This is a genomic window from Bifidobacterium sp. SKU (assembly GCF_026016405.1).
GTDB lineage: Bacteria > Actinomycetota > Actinomycetes > Actinomycetales > Bifidobacteriaceae > Bifidobacterium > Bifidobacterium bifidum.
This window is the reverse complement of the sequence record NZ_CP092890.1, coordinates 1,796,378-1,813,708: the sequence shown is the minus strand read 5'-3', so window position 1 is coordinate 1,813,708 and position 17,331 is coordinate 1,796,378. Positions and strand designations below refer to the sequence as shown.

Below are 17,331 nucleotides of genomic sequence, written 5' to 3'. Positions count from 1 at the left end.
TCACGGGCGGGGGCATGCGTGGGGAGAGGGATGAAGCGGATGCCACGGCGACCGGCCTCGGTCTTGTGTTGTCATTGGGAGGTGCGTCGTCTTGCTCCCGCTGGTGGGAGCTGGCTCGCGTAGCGAGTCTGACGGTGGCTTGGTGTGTTGGCGACCACCCACGGTCTCGCTGCGCGCATAAAAAAACCGCGTGGCGGGAGGCACCCGTTGGGGCGCGTCCCACCACGCGGAGGACTGTGGCCAGTTCAGCTGGCCGGTCAGCGTATGCGATCGGCTCGCTTCGACGTGCGGACCGCGGTGAGACCAGCGGCCAGCAGCGCCATCATGGCGACGACCACCGCCACCACGGGTGCGCCGGTCTGCGACAGCTGCTCGACGGCGCCGGCGTTGCCGCCATTGCCGGCTGCGTTGTTCGCGCCGTCGTGCCGTTCATCGCCCGTACCGGGCTTCGTCTGACCAGGCTGCTCGGTCTGGCCGGGCTTGCCGGGCTGCGGTTTGGTCGAGGTGCCGGCGGCGACGGTCAGCGGCAGCGTCACGGTTGTGCCGTTGGTCACGGCCTTGACGGTGAGCGTCGCCGCGCCAGCCGGCAGCCCGGCGGGAACCGCGACCTGCAATGTGGCGGTGTCGCCGTCCTTGACGGCCGCGGAGCCGACCTCGGTGCCGTCGATCGTGGCGACCAGCTTGGTCTCGGCGGGCACGCCCAGCGAGGTGAGCGTGAGCTTCGAGAACTGCAGATCGAACGAGGTGCCGGCCGTGACCTTGCCACCGGCCGGGATGCCGGTGACGGCCACCGCGCGACGGTCGTAGCGCGGCTTGAGCGGCGAGTTCTTGGAGATGTAGTCGATCCATGCGTCACGGTCGACCAGACCGGTGTCCTTCGTGTCCTTGCCGGCGGCGAAGGCGCGGAAGTTGTCGCCGCCCTGCAGCAGGAACGAGAAGGAGCCGATGCGGTACTCGCGCTTGAGGTCGAGCGGCTTGCCGTTCACGGTCACCGAAGTGATGTGATTGCCCTGCGCCGCGTTCGGATCATAGGTGTAGGAGACGTTGTGCGACAGGCCGAGCTGCAGGTACGGGCGGGAGGGCACGTTGCCGTCGGCGTCGGTCTGCCACTGCTGTTCGAGGGCTTCCTTGAACTGGGCTCCGGTGAGTGTGGTGGTCCACAGGTTGTTGAGGAACGGCAGCACGGCGTTGGCCTGGGCATAGGTGATGGTGCCGTCGGCGGCGATCGTGCACTTCTCGTTGTCGCCGGTCTTGCAGAATTCGGCGCGCAGGCCGCCGGGGTTCACCACGCCGATTTCGGCGCCGCCGCGGTCCTCGGACGACAGTGAGTCGAGCAGCGAGTCGGCGACGAGGTTGCCCATCGTGGATTCGGAGGCGCGGTCGTCGCGCGCGCCGTCCTTGAAGGCGGTGGTGATGTCGGCGGCGATGGAGCCGACCGGCTTGTCGCCTTCCTCCTGGCCCTTGGCCACGGCGGCGTCGACGATGCTCTTCACGTTCCTGACGGTGTCGTCGCCGGCGGCCGCGAGCTCGTCGTCGCTCTTGCTGGTGTCGACCGCCACGTTGCCGGACTTGCGGTAGGTGACGGTGCCGGTGGCCTTGTCGTAGTCGAGCACGACCTGGCCGATGTTCGCGGCGTAGCTGCCGGTCTGGATGACCGGGCGTCCGTTGTGGGCCGGATCGGTGTACGAGTACTTCATGTGCGTGTGCGCGGTGAAGATCACGTCGACCGCCGGGTCGGTGTCGTCGACGATCTTCCTGAACACCGGGCTGGCGGCCTTCTGCTCGTCGATGGTCGGCTTGGCGGTGGCGTCATCCTCGTTGGAGGCGGCGCCCTCGTGGTATTCGGCCACGATCACGTCGGCCTCGCCGTTCGACTCGTCGCCGTCGGTGAGCTGACGGGCCACGCGGTTCACGGCCTCGACCGGGTCGCCGAACTCGATGCCTTTGATGCCGCCGGGGGAGACGAGCGTGGAGGTCTCCTGCGTGACCACGCCGATCACACCGACCCGCACGCCATTGACGTTCTGGATGCTGTATTCCTGAAGCGCCGGCGTACCGGTGCCCTTCTTGTACACGTTCGCGCCGAGATAATCCCACTGCGCGTTGCGCTTGCCGTCGGTGCCGATCACGCGGCCGGTCAGGTCGTCGTACCCCTGGTCGAACTCGTGGTTGCCGACCGCGGAGGCCTTGAGCCCCAGCGCGTTGAGCACGTCGATGGTCGGCTGGTCCTTCTGCGCCGACGAATTGAACAGCGAGGCGCCGATGCTGTCGCCGGCCGCCAGCAGCAGCGACGAATCCGGGTGCTCGGCGCGCAGCTGCTCGATGGTAGCGGCGAACGGCACCGTCAGGTTCTTGCCGATGCGGCCATGGAAATCGTTGAAGTTCAGCAGATTCAGCGTGGCCGTGCCGCCGGTCGTGCCGGAGGCCGAGATTCCGATGATCACCGGATCATGGTCGGAGGCGCGGAACTGATCGGCCTGGTACAGGTTCTTCGCATTGTAGTTGTAGCGCGAGTATTCCAGCGCCACGGATTCGACGGAGTTGATGTTCCAGATGTCCGCGCCGGTCACGGACCGCATCGCGGCCTCGTTGGCGAAGATGTGGTCGAGCGAGCCGACCCCTCCGTTCGTGTTGCCGGATTCGTCCTTGACGGTGTAGGCGTAGGTGTACTTGCCGGTCTTTTCGCTCACCTGCTCGCTCAGGTCGGTGTATCCGGCCGCCACGATCTTCTGGATCGGTTTTTCGGCGTAGTAGGCGTTGAAGTCGCCGACGAGGAAGACCTTCTCCAGCTTGAGATCGCTCTTCACCTCATCGGTGAACGCGAGCAGCGCGTCGGCTTGCGCTTGACGGGTGTAGTCGGCGTTGCCGGAGCCGTCGCCGGGATCCTGGTTGAGCGCGTTGCTCGCCGAGCCCTTGGACTTGAAGTGGTTGGCGACGACGAGGAACGCGTCGGAGTCGGCGGTGCCCTTGGCCTTGAACGCCTGGGCGTCGGGCTGGCGGCCGTGCTCGTAGCCGTTCTTGCCGTTGAACGCGTCGGAGTCGGTGAGGATTCGGGTTTCGCCGACGGTCGCGACCTTGGCGGGCTTGTAGATGAACGCGGTGCGGATCACGTCCTCCACGTCGAGGTCGGGGACGGTCTGCGGGCTGGGCACGTAGGCCCAGGTGCCTTCGCCGGCCTGCTTGTTGAGCGCGTCGACCAGCGTGGAGAGCGCGTAGTCGCGGCGCTCGCCCTTGAATGATGCCGGCACGGAGCTGGCGGCCTTGGCAGAGTTCTCGATCTCCTCCAGCGAGACCACGTCGGCGCCGAGGTTGTTGATGGCCTTGACGATCTTCGCCCGCTGGCGTTCCATGTTGGCCTTGTCCCATGCGCCGCGCACGTCGCAGTTCTTCGCGGTGACCGGGTTGCCGTCACGGTCGGTGTAGGCGTTGCTCGTGGAGCAGCCGGTCTCGTCGGCGGTGGTGGAGAAGTAGTTGAGCACGTTGAACGTGGCGAGTCTGATGTCGCCTCCGACCGCGGCCAGATCGGGCGTGTCGGTGCGGGTGCTGGTGAACGTCACCGGCTGCGCGTCGGCGTTGTCTCCGGTCAGGCGTTCGGTCGGCTGGAAGCGCCACGCGCTGTTGCGGTAGTCGAGCACGACGGGCTTGGTGAACGTGACCTTCTCGCCCACGCGCACCGGCTGGTCGTTCGACAGGTACGGCAGCGGCGTGTCGGCGTTGTCCGGGTACTTCGTGTCGAGGAAGTTGCGGCTGGAGCCGTCGTCCAGGTACACGCCCTCGGCTTCGATGCGGCCGAGTTCGGCCTGGTATGCGGCACCGGTTTCGGCGTCGCCCTTGAGGCCCTTGACGGTGGGGTTGAGGAACGGCTTGTTCGATGCCGCGAGTCCGATCTCGCCGTACTTGTTCGTGTTGTACACGTCCGAAACGGTGTAGTCGCCCTGCGGCGCGATCAGCATGCTTTCCAGGCTTTCGCGCTCGGTGTCGGTCTTCGGGAACGCCACGGTGGAGGCCTTCGGGGCCTCGACCTTGTTGGAGAGCTTCGTGACGGAGCTCGCGTTGAGCTCGGTCAGGCCGTAGTATTCGCTGATCGTGCCGTTGACCTTGACATAGTCGCCGATCTGAAGATCCTTGACGTTCTTCGAATCGTATACGAACAGGCCGTCGGACGCCTTGTGCTCGGCGAGGTTGACCGCGCCTCCGGTTGCCGGCGTCTGGATGGTGTAGCCGTTGAATCCGCCGTCCGGGTAGGCCGCGGTCACCACGCCTGTGGTGGTCACGGTCTTGCCGACGCACGGGCTGGTGTCGGTGGTGCCCTGGATCTGCGCGATTTCGGCCTCGCCGGTCGGGCAGTCGCCGGGCGTCGGGTCTGGTTTCGGTGTCGGCTGGGATTCTTCGCCGGTGCCTTCGGGGGTGATGTCGGCGCTCAGCGTGAAGTCGGCGCTGTTGTCGTTTGTGTCCACGCCGTTCGCGCGGTTCAGCGACTTCACGTCGGCGTTGCTCTTCGGCGCGGTGGCAGCCGCCTTCTCGAACGTGTTGGTGTCGCCGTAGCCGAGCGCGTCGATGATGTCGGCGTTCGCCGTGGTGTCGCCGGCGGCCGGGCTGAGCTTGCTTGTCGTGGCGGCGAGGAACAGCGTGCCTTTGGTGCCGCTGGCGTTGAGGCTGGTGGCGGTGGCGTCCGCTTGCGGCAGCTCGGCACCGTCGGAGCCGTTCGAGCCCGCCTTGATCAGATAGTGGCCCTTGGCCTTGATGACGCCGGTCAGGTCGGCGGCGGCGTTGCTCGCGCCTGTGCCGCTCGCCGGACGGTACTGCAGCGAGGTGCCGTCGAGCGTCACGTCATTGTCGGTGGTGTTGTACAGTTCGATGAATTTGTTCTTGTATGCGGCGCCCTTGCTGCCGCCGGATAGATATGCCTCGTTGATGACGACGCCCGACCAGGACGCCGCGGTCTTTTCCTCGGTCGGCTGCGCGTAGGCTGCGGTGACTGGCGTCGCCACCAGCGGCACCAGCAGCGCTGCCGAGACCAGCAGGCTTTGAATGCGTGTTGAAATACGCATGGATACTCCTTCTTGCTAAAGATTCCCGCGCGACGCGTCGCAGGGCGCGAACGGTCGTCGCACGGGAACCGATGTGCAACGCCAGCGTAGGAAGCCCGAAGAGACGGCACATGGAGCCGCAATGAACGTCGTGTGAATCCGCTCGGAACTCTGTTCTCCGGCTCCGTAGTCGGATGCGGCGATGCAACGGCCGCGCCGGCCGAGGGGAGGGAGCGGCCGTGATGTGTGCGGCGGGCCGTTCAAGGGCCGGTCGAGGGGTATTGTCCGTGTCGGCTTACGGCGGTAGTGTTAGGCACATGCTTGATATTCAATTCATTCGCGAACATGCTGACATTGTCAAGGAATCCCAGCGCAAGCGCGGCGAATCCGTCGAACTGGTCGACGAGGTGCTGCGCTCTGACGAGACCCGTCGCTCCGCGCTCAAGGAGTTCGAGGAGGCCCGCGCCCAGCAGAAGGAGATCGGCAAGAAGGTTGCCGCCGCGCCCGCCGACGAGAAGGCCGCGCTGATCGCGCAGACCAAGGAGCTGTCCGCCAAGGTCGCCGAATACAAGGCCGCCGCGGACGCCGCCGCCGAGGAATACACCACCGCCATGTGGAAGCTGTCGAACGTCGTCGAACCCGAGGCCCCGGAAGGCGGCGAGGACGATTACGTTGTCGTCAAGAAGGTCGGCCAGCCCCGCGACTTCGCGGCCGAAGGCTTCGAGCCGAAAGACCACCTGACCCTCGGCACCGGCGTGGCCGGCATCGACATGCGCCGCGGCGTCAAGGTCGGCGGCTCCCGCTTCTACTTCCTGCGCGGCGCGGTCGCCCGCATGCAGATCGCCATGCTGACCATGGCCGTCGATCAGGCCGAGAAGCACGGCTTCGTGCTCGCCATCACCCCGACGCTGGTGCGTCCCGAGGTCATGGCCGGCACCGGCTTCCTCAACTCCCACGCCGACGAGATCTACCGTCTTCGCGAGCCTGACGAGCAGTACCTGGTCGGCACCTCCGAGGTGGCGCTCGCCGGCATGCACGAGAACGAGATCCTCGACCTGTCCAACGGCCCGCTGCGCTACTGCGGCTGGAGCTCCTGCTACCGCCGCGAGGCCGGCGCCGCAGGCAAGGATACGTCCGGCATCATCCGCGTGCACCAGTTCGACAAGGTGGAGATGTTCGTCTACACCAAGCAGGAGGACTCCTACAAGGAGCACCAGCACCTGCTGAGCATGGAGGAGGAGATGCTCGCCAAGGTCGAGGTGCCGTACCGCGTCATCGACACCGCCGCCGGCGATCTCGGCTCCTCCGCAGCCCGCAAGTTCGACACCGAGGCGTGGGTCCCGACCCAGGGCCGCTACCGCGAGCTCACCTCCACCTCGAACTGCACCGAGTACCAGGCCCGCCGCCTGAACATCCGCGAGCGCAACGAGGACGGTTCCACCCGCGCGGTCTCCACGCTCAACGGCACGCTGGCCACCACGCGATGGCTCGTCGCGATCCTGGAGAACCATCAGCAGAAGGATGGCTCCATCGAGATTCCGCAGGCCATGCGCCCCTACATGGGCGGCAAGGAAGTCATCGAGCCGACCAAGTGGGAAGCCTGATCGCTTCGGCGTCGACCGCATCCGGTGGCGGAGAACATCCGCGCCGGATGTATAATTGAATCTTGTGCGCTCGTGGCGCACATAAGGACAGGTGTCTGAGCGGCCTAAAGAGACGGTCTTGAAAACCGTTGTGGTGCAAGCCACCGCGAGTTCGAATCTCGCCCTGTCCGCATATCGGGGTTCCGGGTGCATCGCCTGGAACCCTTTTTGTCTATTGCCGGCATATCCGCGGTCCGGCATCTGGGGATTGTGCCACACCACGTCAATTTGTGGTCAAAATCGCATTGTGTGGCACAGCGTTTGCCACACAATGCGATTTCGACGCGTTTTTGAGCTGGTATGGCAACGAACAAAAAATCAGGAACCGCCATTTTCCAATGATCTGAGGAATTCGCCCGAATTGTCCTGAATCGGCGCTGTACCACACCAGCACAAGAACCGCCAAAAATCGCATTGTGTGGTACAGGGGCGGTTGAAAGCGGCGCGGCGCGGTGTGACGCGGGCGCGCCATGTCCCATTCTTTGTATATATTGTTAACAAAATCCGGCAATGTCCGCCGGTGCGGTTCTTACTGAAAATCAAGAGAAGGCAAGGGCAACCAATGATGGTTTCATCCGCTCGTCATCGTCGTGGGCACTCGCCCGAACATCCTCCGACCTGCCACCGATCATGGCGGCGTCGCGCGACGGCCCTGCTTATCGCCATGGCGACACTCATGTGCGGCCTGATCACATCCGGACGTCTCGCGCGCGCCGTGGAACCGGCGATCGCCGGCGTCACGGCGAGCGGTGCCGCCGCGGACGGCCATGCTGCGGCCGCCGCAGTCGACGGCGATCCGGCGACCTACTGGCAGTCACCCGCAGACTCGTCGATGCAGGACTACCGCCGCTTCCTCGACTTCGACCTGCACGGCACATACAGCATCTCGCAGATCGACATCACCAACCTCGCCGGCTCGTACTACCACTACGAGGTCTATCTGTCCAAGGACGGCGCCGATTACGGCAAGGTGGCCTACAAGAGCGATGACGCCCCCGCGACCGGTGCCGCCGACACGCATCCCATCGATGCCACCGAAGCCGCATACGCGCGCATCAGCGTCAGCTACAACTCCGCCGCCCAGCAGGTCAACCTCGCCGAAGTCGCTTTCCACGGCACCAAGGTCTCCGACGAGCAGGCCAGCCCCAAGGCCATCTCCGTCACCGACTTCGACTCAAGCTCGTGGGGCCGGGAGTGGGCCCGCGTAGAGACCGACGCCGACTATGCCGCCGAGAAGACCGTCACCGAGGTCAGAAACCTCGTCGGCCGCGTGATCGGCGAGCGGTGGGTCGACAAGTTCGACTTCCAGCTGCGCGGCAAGGCCGACGGCAAGGACGTGTTCGAAATCTCAGACGCCGGCGACGACCGGATCTCCATCCGCGGCAACAACGGCGTCTCGCTCGCATCCGGCCTCAATTATTATCTGCGCCACTGGTGCAAGGTCGACTACAACCCGCTGTTCGGCTCCCAGCTGTCCATGCCGGAGAGCCTGCCTGCAGTCGGCCGGAAAATCCTCAAATACACGAACTACGAGTACCGGTACGCGCTCAACTTCTGCACCTACTCGTACACGATGGCGTTCTGGAACTGGGATGATTACGAGCCGTTCCTCGACTGGGCGGCGATGAACGGCGTGAACCTCATGCTCGACATCGTCGGACAGGAGGAGGTGCTGCGCGAGACGCTCACCCAATACGGCTACAGCGACGACGAGGTGCGCGAATACCTGTCCGGGCCGGGATACTACGCATGGTTCTACATGCAGAACCTGTACTCGGTCGGAGGCCCCCTGCCCGCCGCATGGTTCGAGCAGCGCGTCGAGCTCGGCCGCAGGATCCACGACCGCATGCAGGCGTACGGCATCACGCCGGTCATCCAGGGCTTCGGCGGTCAGGTGCCGGTCGACTTCCAGGAGAAGAACCCGACGTCGGTGGCCGCGTCGTCCGGCACATGGTCCGGTTTCGACCGCCCGTACATGATCAAGACGTATCTGACCGACGCCGACAAGGCGGCCGGCAAGGAGGACTACTTCCAGAAGGTCGGCGACACGTTCTACAAAGCTCAGGAGAACGTGTTCGGCAAGGTGTCGAACTACTACGCGGTCGATCCGTTCCATGAGGGCGGCACGATTCCAGACGGCTTCGACATCGTCGACATCTACCGCACCGTGCAGCGCAAGATGCTCGACCATGACCCGGCGGCCGTGTGGGTGATGCAGCAGTGGCAGTGGGGCATCGACGAGACGAAGCTCTCCGGGCTCGCGGACAAGGGTCAGGCGCTTGTGCTCGACCTGCAGAGCGACCTGCGCTCGCAGGCCAGCCCGATGGAGAACCAGGGCGTGCCGTGGGTGTGGAACATGTTGCACAACTTCGGCGGACGCATGGGCCTTGACGGAGTGCCGGAGGTGATCTCCCAGGACATCACGAAAGCCTACAACTCCAGCGGTTACATGCGCGGCATCGGCATCACGCCCGAAGCCATCGACAATTCGCCGATCGTCTACGAGCTGCTGTTCGACATGACTTGGGAGCAGGATCCGGTCGACTATCGCTCCTGGACGCAGGAGTATGCCGAGCGCCGGTACGGCGGAGCCGACGGGACGATCGAGAAGGCGTGGGACATCCTGCTTGACACCGCCTACAAGCACACGGACGGCGAATACTATCAGGGTGCGAGCGAATCCATCATCAACGCCCGCCCGTCCGACAACATCATCGGCTCGGCGTCCACGTGGGGCCACAGCGACATAGATTACGACAAGCGGCAGTTCGAGAAGGCCGCGGCCCTGTTCGAGCAGGCGTATGACTCGTACAAGGACTCGGCCGGCTTCCGCTACGATTACGTCGACGTGATGCGGCAGGTGCTGGCCAACAGCTTCCAGGAATACCAGCCGCTCGCCGGGCAGGCGTACAAGTCGGGCGATCTGGAGACGTTCCGGACACTGTCGTCCCGGATGCTGGACATCATCAAGGCGCAGGACAAGCTGCTTTCCAGCTCGGACGACTTCCTCGTGGGCGCATGGATCGACGATGCCCGCACGATGCTCGACGGCGCGGACGATTGGACCGCCGACCTGTTCGAGCTCAACGCGCGTGCGCTCGTCACCACGTGGGGTCTGAACAAGAACGGCTCGCTCATCGACTATTCCAACCGCCAGTGGGCCGGGCTGACCGGCGACTACTACTATCGGCGGTGGAAGACGTACATGGACAACCGGCTGAACAAACTGGAGCACGGCACCGACTTCACCGACCCGGACTGGTTCGACTACGGCTGGCAGTGGGCGAACCGCAAAAGCGACGAGGACGGGTATGGTTTCGCGACCGAAGCCGCGGATGACGTCGACCAGAAAGCGCTCGGCAAGATCATCCTCGACCAGTATTCGGTCACCGCGATGGACGACGTCACCGACGGTGGCACCGCGGTCGAACGCACGAACCTGGCGCTGGGACATGACGTGACCGACGAGGACACCGGCACCGTCGTCCCTGACGTGACCGACGGCAACACCGACACCGGCTGGACGCAGACGGGCAAGACCGACGCCACGCTGGTGGTCGACCTCGACGGCACGTATTCGATCACCGGCGCCGGCATCACCCTGCAGCAGATCGCGGCCGACTTCCCGCTGCGCTACGAGATCGATGTCTGGAACGGCTCGGGATGGGTCGAGATAGGCCGCAGCGAAGCCGATGCCGTCAGCTCCAAGAACGAGGTCGCCGCCGACATACTCGGCTCCAAGGTGCGTTGGAAGTTGCATTCGACGAACGGGCGGGACCTGACCGGCATCTACGAGCTGTCCGTCTGGGGAGCCGCGCAGCCGCAGCCCGAGTACACGAATCTGGCGCTTGGCGGCGCCGCAAGCGCCGGCCCCAGCGAGCGGCCCGCGTCGAACGGCAACGACGGCGACGACGGTACGCTGTGGGTCGGCAACGGGTCAGACCCGAACTGGTATCGGATCGACCTGGCGTCGGCGCAGCGTGTGGACCGCGTGCGGCTCGTGTTCGAGACGGCCGGCCGCCTGTTCCAGTTCAGGGTCGTCGCGGGGCTCGCTGACGGTACCGAGCGGACACTGATCGACGAGACGCAGAACCAGGGCGCCCTCGATCAGGTGTATGCGGCGAATCTTGGCGAGGAGGTCGAACACGTCACCGTGGAGTTCACGGGGTCGGTCGGCGGCACCGCATGGCCGGCGCTCGCCGAACTCGAACTGCTGCAGGAGGCCGGCGACACCATCGAAAGCGTGAACATCGCCACCTCGGCCGCCATCACGTCGTCGCCCACCAAGGACGCGCCCGAGAACGCAGGCGCGCTGGTGGACGGCAAGGCGACCGCATGGGTGTCCCGCGACGGCGCCACGCCGGCATGGTTCCAGCTCGACTATGCCAAGGCCCGTGAGGTCGACAGCATACGGCTCAAGTTCGAGGAAGGCCAGCCCGACCGCAGCATGCAGTTCACGTTGAAGGTGATCGACGCGAACGGCGACGAACATACGGTCGCCGAACGAACCGAAGCCGACCTGAGCAAACAGCAGGGCATCGTGATGGACGTGCCGGTCGGCATGAGCATCACACGCATCCGCATGGACATCGCCGACGCCCGCATCCCCTCCAGCGGCTCGCCCGCATGGCCGCTGGTGTCCGAGATCGAGGTCTACGCGACGCCCGGCAACGTGGCTCGCGACGCCAAGACGACGGCCTCGGACGGCTCGACGCTCACGGCCGCCGACCTCGCCAAGCTGACGGACGGAGACCGCGACAGCGCGGCCACCTTGACGGCCACGGCTGACAAGACCCTGACATTCACGCTCGCGAAGGCCGCGGACATCAACATGCTCGGCCTGCTGGCCTCCGGTAACAGCGAGCCGGTGCGGTTCAAGGCCGAATACCGCGTGGTGCCGCAGGACGGCGGCGGTGCGGGCGATGGTGCAGCCGACCAGTGGAAGACGCTGACCGACTATTCCGGCAATGCGCAGATGAAGCCGGAGATCGTGGCCCGCCTTGCACGGCCCGTCTACACCGACGCGGTACGCATCACCGTGCTCAACGAGAACCCCGTCGCCATCAACGAGTTGTACCTGTATCAGGCGGATGCAGGGGCGTCTCTGGAAAGCTACCTCTCGTCCGTCGAGACCGCGCTCGGCAAGCTCACCGTCGGCGAATACGCCGGCAACGTCACCCGGGCGGCGAAGACCAAGCTCGAAGTCGTGCTGGAGCGGGCGCGGGCGGCGCTGGACGCCGGACTGACCTCGCGCGAGGCCGGCCGGTGGACGACGACCGTCGAAGACGCGGTGTCCGAGTTCTACCGCACCGGCTACGTGTCGCTCGACCGCAACGCGCTGTATGTGGCGATCGATGACGCCGCGGCGCTGATCGCGTCTCTGGACGCGCATGGCCTGCCCGCGTCGTCGGCCGCATTGGCCGAGGCGAGGGCAAGCGCCAAGCAGGTCTCCGACGCCTACGGCACGGTGACGCAACAGGATCTCGATGACGCCGCGGCTGCGTTGCGGCGGTCGGCCGACACGGCGCTCGCGCAGCTTGACGCGCAGGAGCGCTATCAGGTCGTGCTGGATGCGGCGGTCAAGACGCTGGAGGACGCGCAGACGGCGGGCAGCGTCGGCGAATACGAGGGACAGCATCCGCAAAGCGCCGCGGACGCTCTGCGCCAGGCCATTGACGACGCCAAGGCCGCACACGATGCGGCCGCCGGAGACGCCGATAAGGTGGACGCCGCGGCGGACGCGCTGCGCCAGGCGACGACCGCGTTCAACGAGTCAATCGTGCACATCGATGCGGCCGCGTTGGATGCGGCGAAGCGGGCGGCGAACGGTCTGGTCGAATCGCAGTACGACAGGGCTGCGTGGGCGACGATGCGCGAGGCTCTTGCCGCCGCCGTAGCCACCGACATGGCGCACATCTCCCAGTCCGACGTGGACGCCCTTGCGGCACGGCTGAATGATGCCATCGCCGCGCTGTCCGACGCGCGTCTGGACCGTGGCCCGTTGTCTGACGCCATCGCGTCGGCTCAGGCTCTCAGGGAAGGCGATTACACTGCCGAATCGTGGAAGGCGTTCGCCGAGGCGTTGGCCGCCGCGCAGGAGGAGTGCGGACGGCGATCCACCACGCAGGGCGATCTGGACAAGGCCGTAAAGGCCCTGACTCAGGCTCGCGACGGGCTGGAGCGCAAGCAGCCCGGCGGCGGTGAGGAACCAGGAGGTGGCGAGGATCCCGAGCAGCCTGGCAGCGGCGGGCAGCCCGAGCGTCCCGGTGGCGTCAAACCCGGCGCCGGCGGCAATGCCGATACCTCCAAACCCGGCACGGCGGGCACGGAAACCCTCTCGAAGACGGGCGCCCAGACGCTGCTGCTCGCAGTGACGGCATGCATCATGCTTGCCGCGGGATTCTCCATCACGACGGCGCGCTCCCGTCGCCGGTGACCGGCTGCGGTATGGCCGGGCACCTGTATGGGGTGACCGGCCGTACCGACGTGCTCGCGCACACATGGTCTCCTGCATGACCATATCGCGCCGCCAAAGACACCCCCGTAACTCCCCGTCGTAACCCCTTACGAAACATAGTCCCCCAAATATCTTCCCGCCGGCGCTACACTTCGAAATCACGGGGGGGGGGGGCTTGTTTTGCGCTTTTTGCGTAGGATGAACCCTCCCGAAGCAAGAAGTGAAGGATGTATCATGTTTCGGGAAAATCGACGCTTCGTCGTCAGGTTCAGGCAACGATTATCAATATCATCCAGCAAATATACAGGCGATGCCGCCGCCGCAAACGCGGTGCACAAGGCGCAATCCCCAGTCATGCGCGTGGGTGATGAGGCCCCGCTGACCGCCGCCAAGGCCGGATCCGCCGCTCCGGCCGCCAACATCGCTCTGGCCGCAACGCTTGACATCGCCAATGGCGTCGACGTCATCCTGACCGGCGAAGTCGATGGTCACATGATCGATCCCATGGCCGATGCCAAGCCCGTGCTGAAAACCTCCACCCCCGACGCGCCGAACACCCCCGAACCCTCGGAAGTCCCTGTGAAGTCGGAGACCTACGCCGCGGTGACATCCGTCGCGACTGCTTTGGGCGAGACACGGCTGCCAGGCACATCGCCGATGATGAACCGCGCACGCCGCGAATCGTATATCGGCGGCTGACCCGGCCATCCGCCTGCCTTTCACGAGGCGGGGCGGGCGTCCCGATTCGGAGGATACTGCGGGGAAGACAGTGCAGTGAATCCCGGCGAACCTCCGTTTCATGTTCGTCTCTATCGATGAGAAGAGTGCTGGAGGGCACCATCATGAAAGACAGAGAGTTTGACGACGACGAGATTGACTACCTGCGTTCACTGCCTGCCGTGAACAGCGTCGGACGGAACCGCATCCGATACACCGACCAGTTCCGCGAATACTGCATGCAGCGGTATCGTGCGGGGGACTCGCCGACGGGTATATTCCGCGACGTCGGGCTTGACCCGTCGCTTATCGGATACAAGCGCATCGAACGGTGCATCGCGCGCTGGAAGATGATGGAACCGGCTGATGACGACGCCGAGCCGATATCCGCTGACAAGTTCCCGCGTACCGGCAATCCGCTGATTCCGCCGGCGCCGATTCGCGCGGCCACGATCCGCGAGAATTTCGGTGGATCGGAGGCCAAGGACCTGCGCGATATGCTCATAGCGCAGCAGATCCGGTACATCCACGAGCTGACCGCGGAGAACGACAGGCTCCGCGAACGCAACCGGAGACTCGAATCCGGACTGCGGGAGGATGAGGGCGAGACCGGCGAGCAGAGCGGGGAGACGGACCAGCCCACGCTCTGACGCCAGCTTGGTACTGTCGCGTAGCGACTGGGGTGGTCCCGGAGCGGTTCTCGCCGCGCCAAAATCCCGCGATATGATGCAATGCATGGTTCTTTCTGAGAGGAATGGGCCATGAGATGCACGCGCATCACTACTATGGTGCGTATGACTGATTCCGTTTCCGCCACGCCAACCGCGTGGACCAATCCACTGCGCGATCCGCGCGATTTGCGCCTGCCGCGCATCGCAGGCCCGTGCAGCATCGTGATCTTCGGCGTGACCGGCGATTTGTCGCGCAAGAAACTGCTGCCCGCGATCTATGACCTCGCCAACCGCGGCCTGTTGCCGCCGAGCTTCGGACTGACCGGCTTCGCACGCCGCGACTGGACCGAAGACCATTTCAGGGATTTCGTCCGCGAGCACGTGCAGCAGCATTGCCGCACCCCGTTCCGCGAATCGACGTGGAAGCAGCTCGCAAAGGGCATCCGTTTCGTGCAGGGGACGTTCGATGACTCCGCGGCGTTCGCGCGGTTGAGCGACACGGTCGCTGAACTGGACCGCGACCGGGGCACGCGCGGCAACCATGCCTTCTACATGTCGGTGCCGCCGCGGGCGTTCCCCGTGGTGGCGCGTCAGCTCGCCGACTGCGGACTGGCCCGCTCGTCCGAGGGCGCATGGCGACGCGTGATCATCGAGAAGCCGTTCGGCCACGATCTGGCCAGCGCCAAGGAGCTCGACCGTGTGGTCTCCGAGGTGTTCGACCCGTCGAGCGTGTTCCGCATCGACCATTATCTCGGCAAGGAAACCGTGCAGAACATGCTGGCGCTGCGTTTCGCCAACGCGATGTACGAGCCGATCTGGAACGCCAACTACGTCGACCACGTGCAGATCACGATGGCCGAGGACATCGGCGTGGCCGGCCGCGCCGGATACTATGACGGCATCGGCGCAGCGCGCGACATCATCCAGAATCATCTGCTGCAGCTGCTGGCCCTGACCGCCATGGAGGAGCCGGTCTCGTTCACCGCCTCCGACCTGACCGCCGAGAAGACGAAGATCCTCTCCGCGGTGCGTCTGCCGAAGGACCTCGCCGCACACACCGCTCGCGGACAGTACGCCGCCGGCTGGCAGGGCTCGCATGACGTCGTCGGATACCTGGAGGAGAAGGGCATTGACCCGGCGTCTACCACCGAGACCTATGCGGCGATCCGGCTTGACATCGACACCCGCCGCTGGGCCGGTGTGCCGTTCTATCTTCGTACCGGCAAGCGTCTCGGCAAGCGTGTCACCGAGATCGCCGTCGTGTTCAAGCGCGCGCCGCATCTGCCGTTCGAGTCGACCGCAACACGCGAGCTCGGCAAGAACGCGATCGTGATCCGCGTACAGCCCGACGAGGGCGTGACGATCCGCTTCGGCTCCAAGGTGCCTGGCGGCACGGCGATGGAGGTACGTGACGTCTCGATGGACTTCAGCTACGGCCGCTCGTTCACGGAGAGCTCGCCGGAGGCATACGAGCGACTGATTCTCGACGTGCTGCTCGGCGACCCGCCGCTGTTCCCGACCACCGAAGAGGTCAACCTGTCGTGGAAGATCCTCGACCCGATCGAGGAATTCTGGTCCACGCTCGGTCAGCCGCAGCCGTATCGTGCCGGCACATGGGGGCCGACGGAGGCCGATGAAATGCTCGCACGCGACGGACGCCACTGGAGGATGCCATGATTATCGAAATGCCGAACACCCGCACCCGCGAGATATCGCAGAAGATCGACGAGTTGCACGAGGAGCGCGGCGAGTCGGCGACCGGCCGCGTGCTGACGCTGCTGATCTCCACCACCGAGGACGAGCTGGAGCAGGCGCTGGAACTGGCCAACGCCGCCAGCCGCGAGCACCCGTGCCGTGTCATCGCCATCTCCCCGCGGCGTGGAAATGGAGCGCGCAAGCCCGTCGAGGGTGCGCCCGAGCCCGCCGAGGACGCGGATGCGGCGTACGACAATTCCAATCTGGACGCCCAGGTGCGCTTCGGCGCGGACGCCGGTGCGGGTGAGATCATCGTGCTGCACCCGCGTGGTGGGCTGGTCCATCATCCCGACACGTTGGTCATCCCACTGCTCGTGCCCGACGCGCCGGTCGTGGCGTGGTGGCCGAACGAGGCGCCGGCCAACCCGTCCAAGGACCTGCTCGGCGCGATGGCGAGGAGTCGCATCACCGACGCCATGCACTCGTCGAACCCCTACCGCACCATCGAGGATCTGCGCCGCAACTGGTCGCCGAAGAACGTGGACATGGCATGGACGCGCCTGACGGTGTGGCGTGCGATGCTCGCCACCATGCTCGACCAGCCGCCGCACCTGCCGATCAGCACGGTGAAGGTCTCCGGTCCGAAGGGCTTCCTGCCCATGGATTTGCTGGCGGCCTGGCTGCGGCTGAAGCTCAACGTGCCCGTCATCATGGAGGAGGTGCCCGGCGCGACCGCCGTGACCGGCGTATACCTGACGCGCGCGGACGGGACGCTCAGTCTGGAGCGGCCAGACGCGAAGGAGGGCATCGCCGTCATCAGCACGCCTGGCCAGTCGCCGCAATCCATCAGCGTGCCCACGAGGACGCTTGAGGAATGCCTGAGCGAAGAGCTGCGTCAGCTCGACCCGGATGAAGTGTATGCTGAAGTCATCACCCAGGGATGGAATCTGATTCATCCTGCCGAATAAGCACTGTCGGGCCGGCGTCTCGACCGCAAGGCGCCGGCCCGACGGCAATCGGTGAATCAACGAATGAACGACGATGCGTGAGCGTCACGGAACCGTCACGCGCCCATGCCCGGGCGCGGGTTTCGGACGCGTGAAGACCGAATCAGAACG

At 65.4% G+C, this 17,331-nt stretch carries 7 protein-coding genes and 1 tRNA gene; 7 read left to right on the top strand and 1 reads right to left on the bottom strand.

Features of this window, described 5'->3' with window-relative positions; translation table 11 throughout:
• Window positions 1-257: 257 nt before the first annotated feature.
• Window positions 258-5,051 carry an ExeM/NucH family extracellular endonuclease gene (locus MMB49_RS07735; protein ID WP_047270814.1) on the bottom strand — a complete coding sequence of 1,598 codons (4,794 nt, stop codon included), beginning with the start codon at window positions 5,049-5,051 and terminating at the stop codon, window positions 258-260.
• 296 nt (window positions 5,052-5,347) lie between these two features.
• Here MMB49_RS07735 and serS point away from each other — a divergent pair, with 296 nt between their 5' ends.
• From serS to MMB49_RS07700, 7 genes are all read left to right on the top strand, one after another.
• Window positions 5,348-6,634 carry a serine--tRNA ligase gene (gene serS, locus MMB49_RS07730; RefSeq protein WP_047270811.1) on the top strand — a complete coding sequence of 429 codons (1,287 nt, stop codon included), beginning with the start codon at window positions 5,348-5,350 and terminating at the stop codon, window positions 6,632-6,634.
• 85 nt (window positions 6,635-6,719) lie between these two features.
• Window positions 6,720-6,804 (top strand) — tRNA-Ser (locus MMB49_RS07725).
• A gap of 533 nt (window positions 6,805-7,337) precedes the next feature.
• Window positions 7,338-13,109, top strand: a complete 5,772-nt coding sequence (locus tag MMB49_RS07720; protein WP_047270809.1) for an alpha-N-acetylglucosaminidase TIM-barrel domain-containing protein — start codon at window positions 7,338-7,340, stop codon at window positions 13,107-13,109.
• Window positions 13,110-13,484: 375 nt separating this feature from the next.
• A complete protein-coding gene (locus MMB49_RS07715; RefSeq protein WP_229026555.1) occupies window positions 13,485-13,829 on the top strand; it encodes a hypothetical protein in 345 nt (114 codons plus the stop codon).
• Between the two features lie 143 nt (window positions 13,830-13,972).
• Window positions 13,973-14,497, top strand: a complete 525-nt coding sequence (locus MMB49_RS07710) for an HTH domain-containing protein (protein WP_047288231.1) — start codon at window positions 13,973-13,975, stop codon at window positions 14,495-14,497.
• A 135-nt stretch (window positions 14,498-14,632) separates the two neighbouring features.
• Window positions 14,633-16,195: a glucose-6-phosphate dehydrogenase gene (gene zwf, locus MMB49_RS07705; protein WP_003814642.1), complete on the top strand. Its 1,563-nt coding sequence runs from the start codon at window positions 14,633-14,635 to the stop codon at window positions 16,193-16,195.
• Entirely contained in the window at window positions 16,192-17,181 is a 990-nt protein-coding gene (locus MMB49_RS07700) for a glucose-6-phosphate dehydrogenase assembly protein OpcA (protein ID WP_047270804.1), read from the top strand. Before zwf ends, MMB49_RS07700 begins: the two co-directional genes overlap by 4 nt.
• Window positions 17,182-17,331: the final 150 nt, after the last annotated feature.

Bases quoted from the DNA above. Each gene is read 5' to 3' on its own strand.
- zwf (WP_003814642.1), top strand. From the start codon at position 14,633: ATGGTGCGTATGACTGATTCCGTTTCCGCCACGCCAACCGCGTGGACC.
- MMB49_RS07715 (WP_229026555.1), top strand. From the start codon at position 13,485: ATGCGCGTGGGTGATGAGGCCCCGCTGACCGCCGCCAAGGCCGGATCC.
- serS (WP_047270811.1), top strand. From the start codon at position 5,348: ATGCTTGATATTCAATTCATTCGCGAACATGCTGACATTGTCAAGGAA.
- MMB49_RS07700 (WP_047270804.1), top strand. From the start codon at position 16,192: ATGATTATCGAAATGCCGAACACCCGCACCCGCGAGATATCGCAGAAG.
- MMB49_RS07735 (WP_047270814.1), bottom strand. From the start codon at position 5,051: ATGCGTATTTCAACACGCATTCAAAGCCTGCTGGTCTCGGCAGCGCTG.
- MMB49_RS07720 (WP_047270809.1), top strand. From the start codon at position 7,338: ATGGCGACACTCATGTGCGGCCTGATCACATCCGGACGTCTCGCGCGC.
- MMB49_RS07710 (WP_047288231.1), top strand. From the start codon at position 13,973: ATGAAAGACAGAGAGTTTGACGACGACGAGATTGACTACCTGCGTTCA.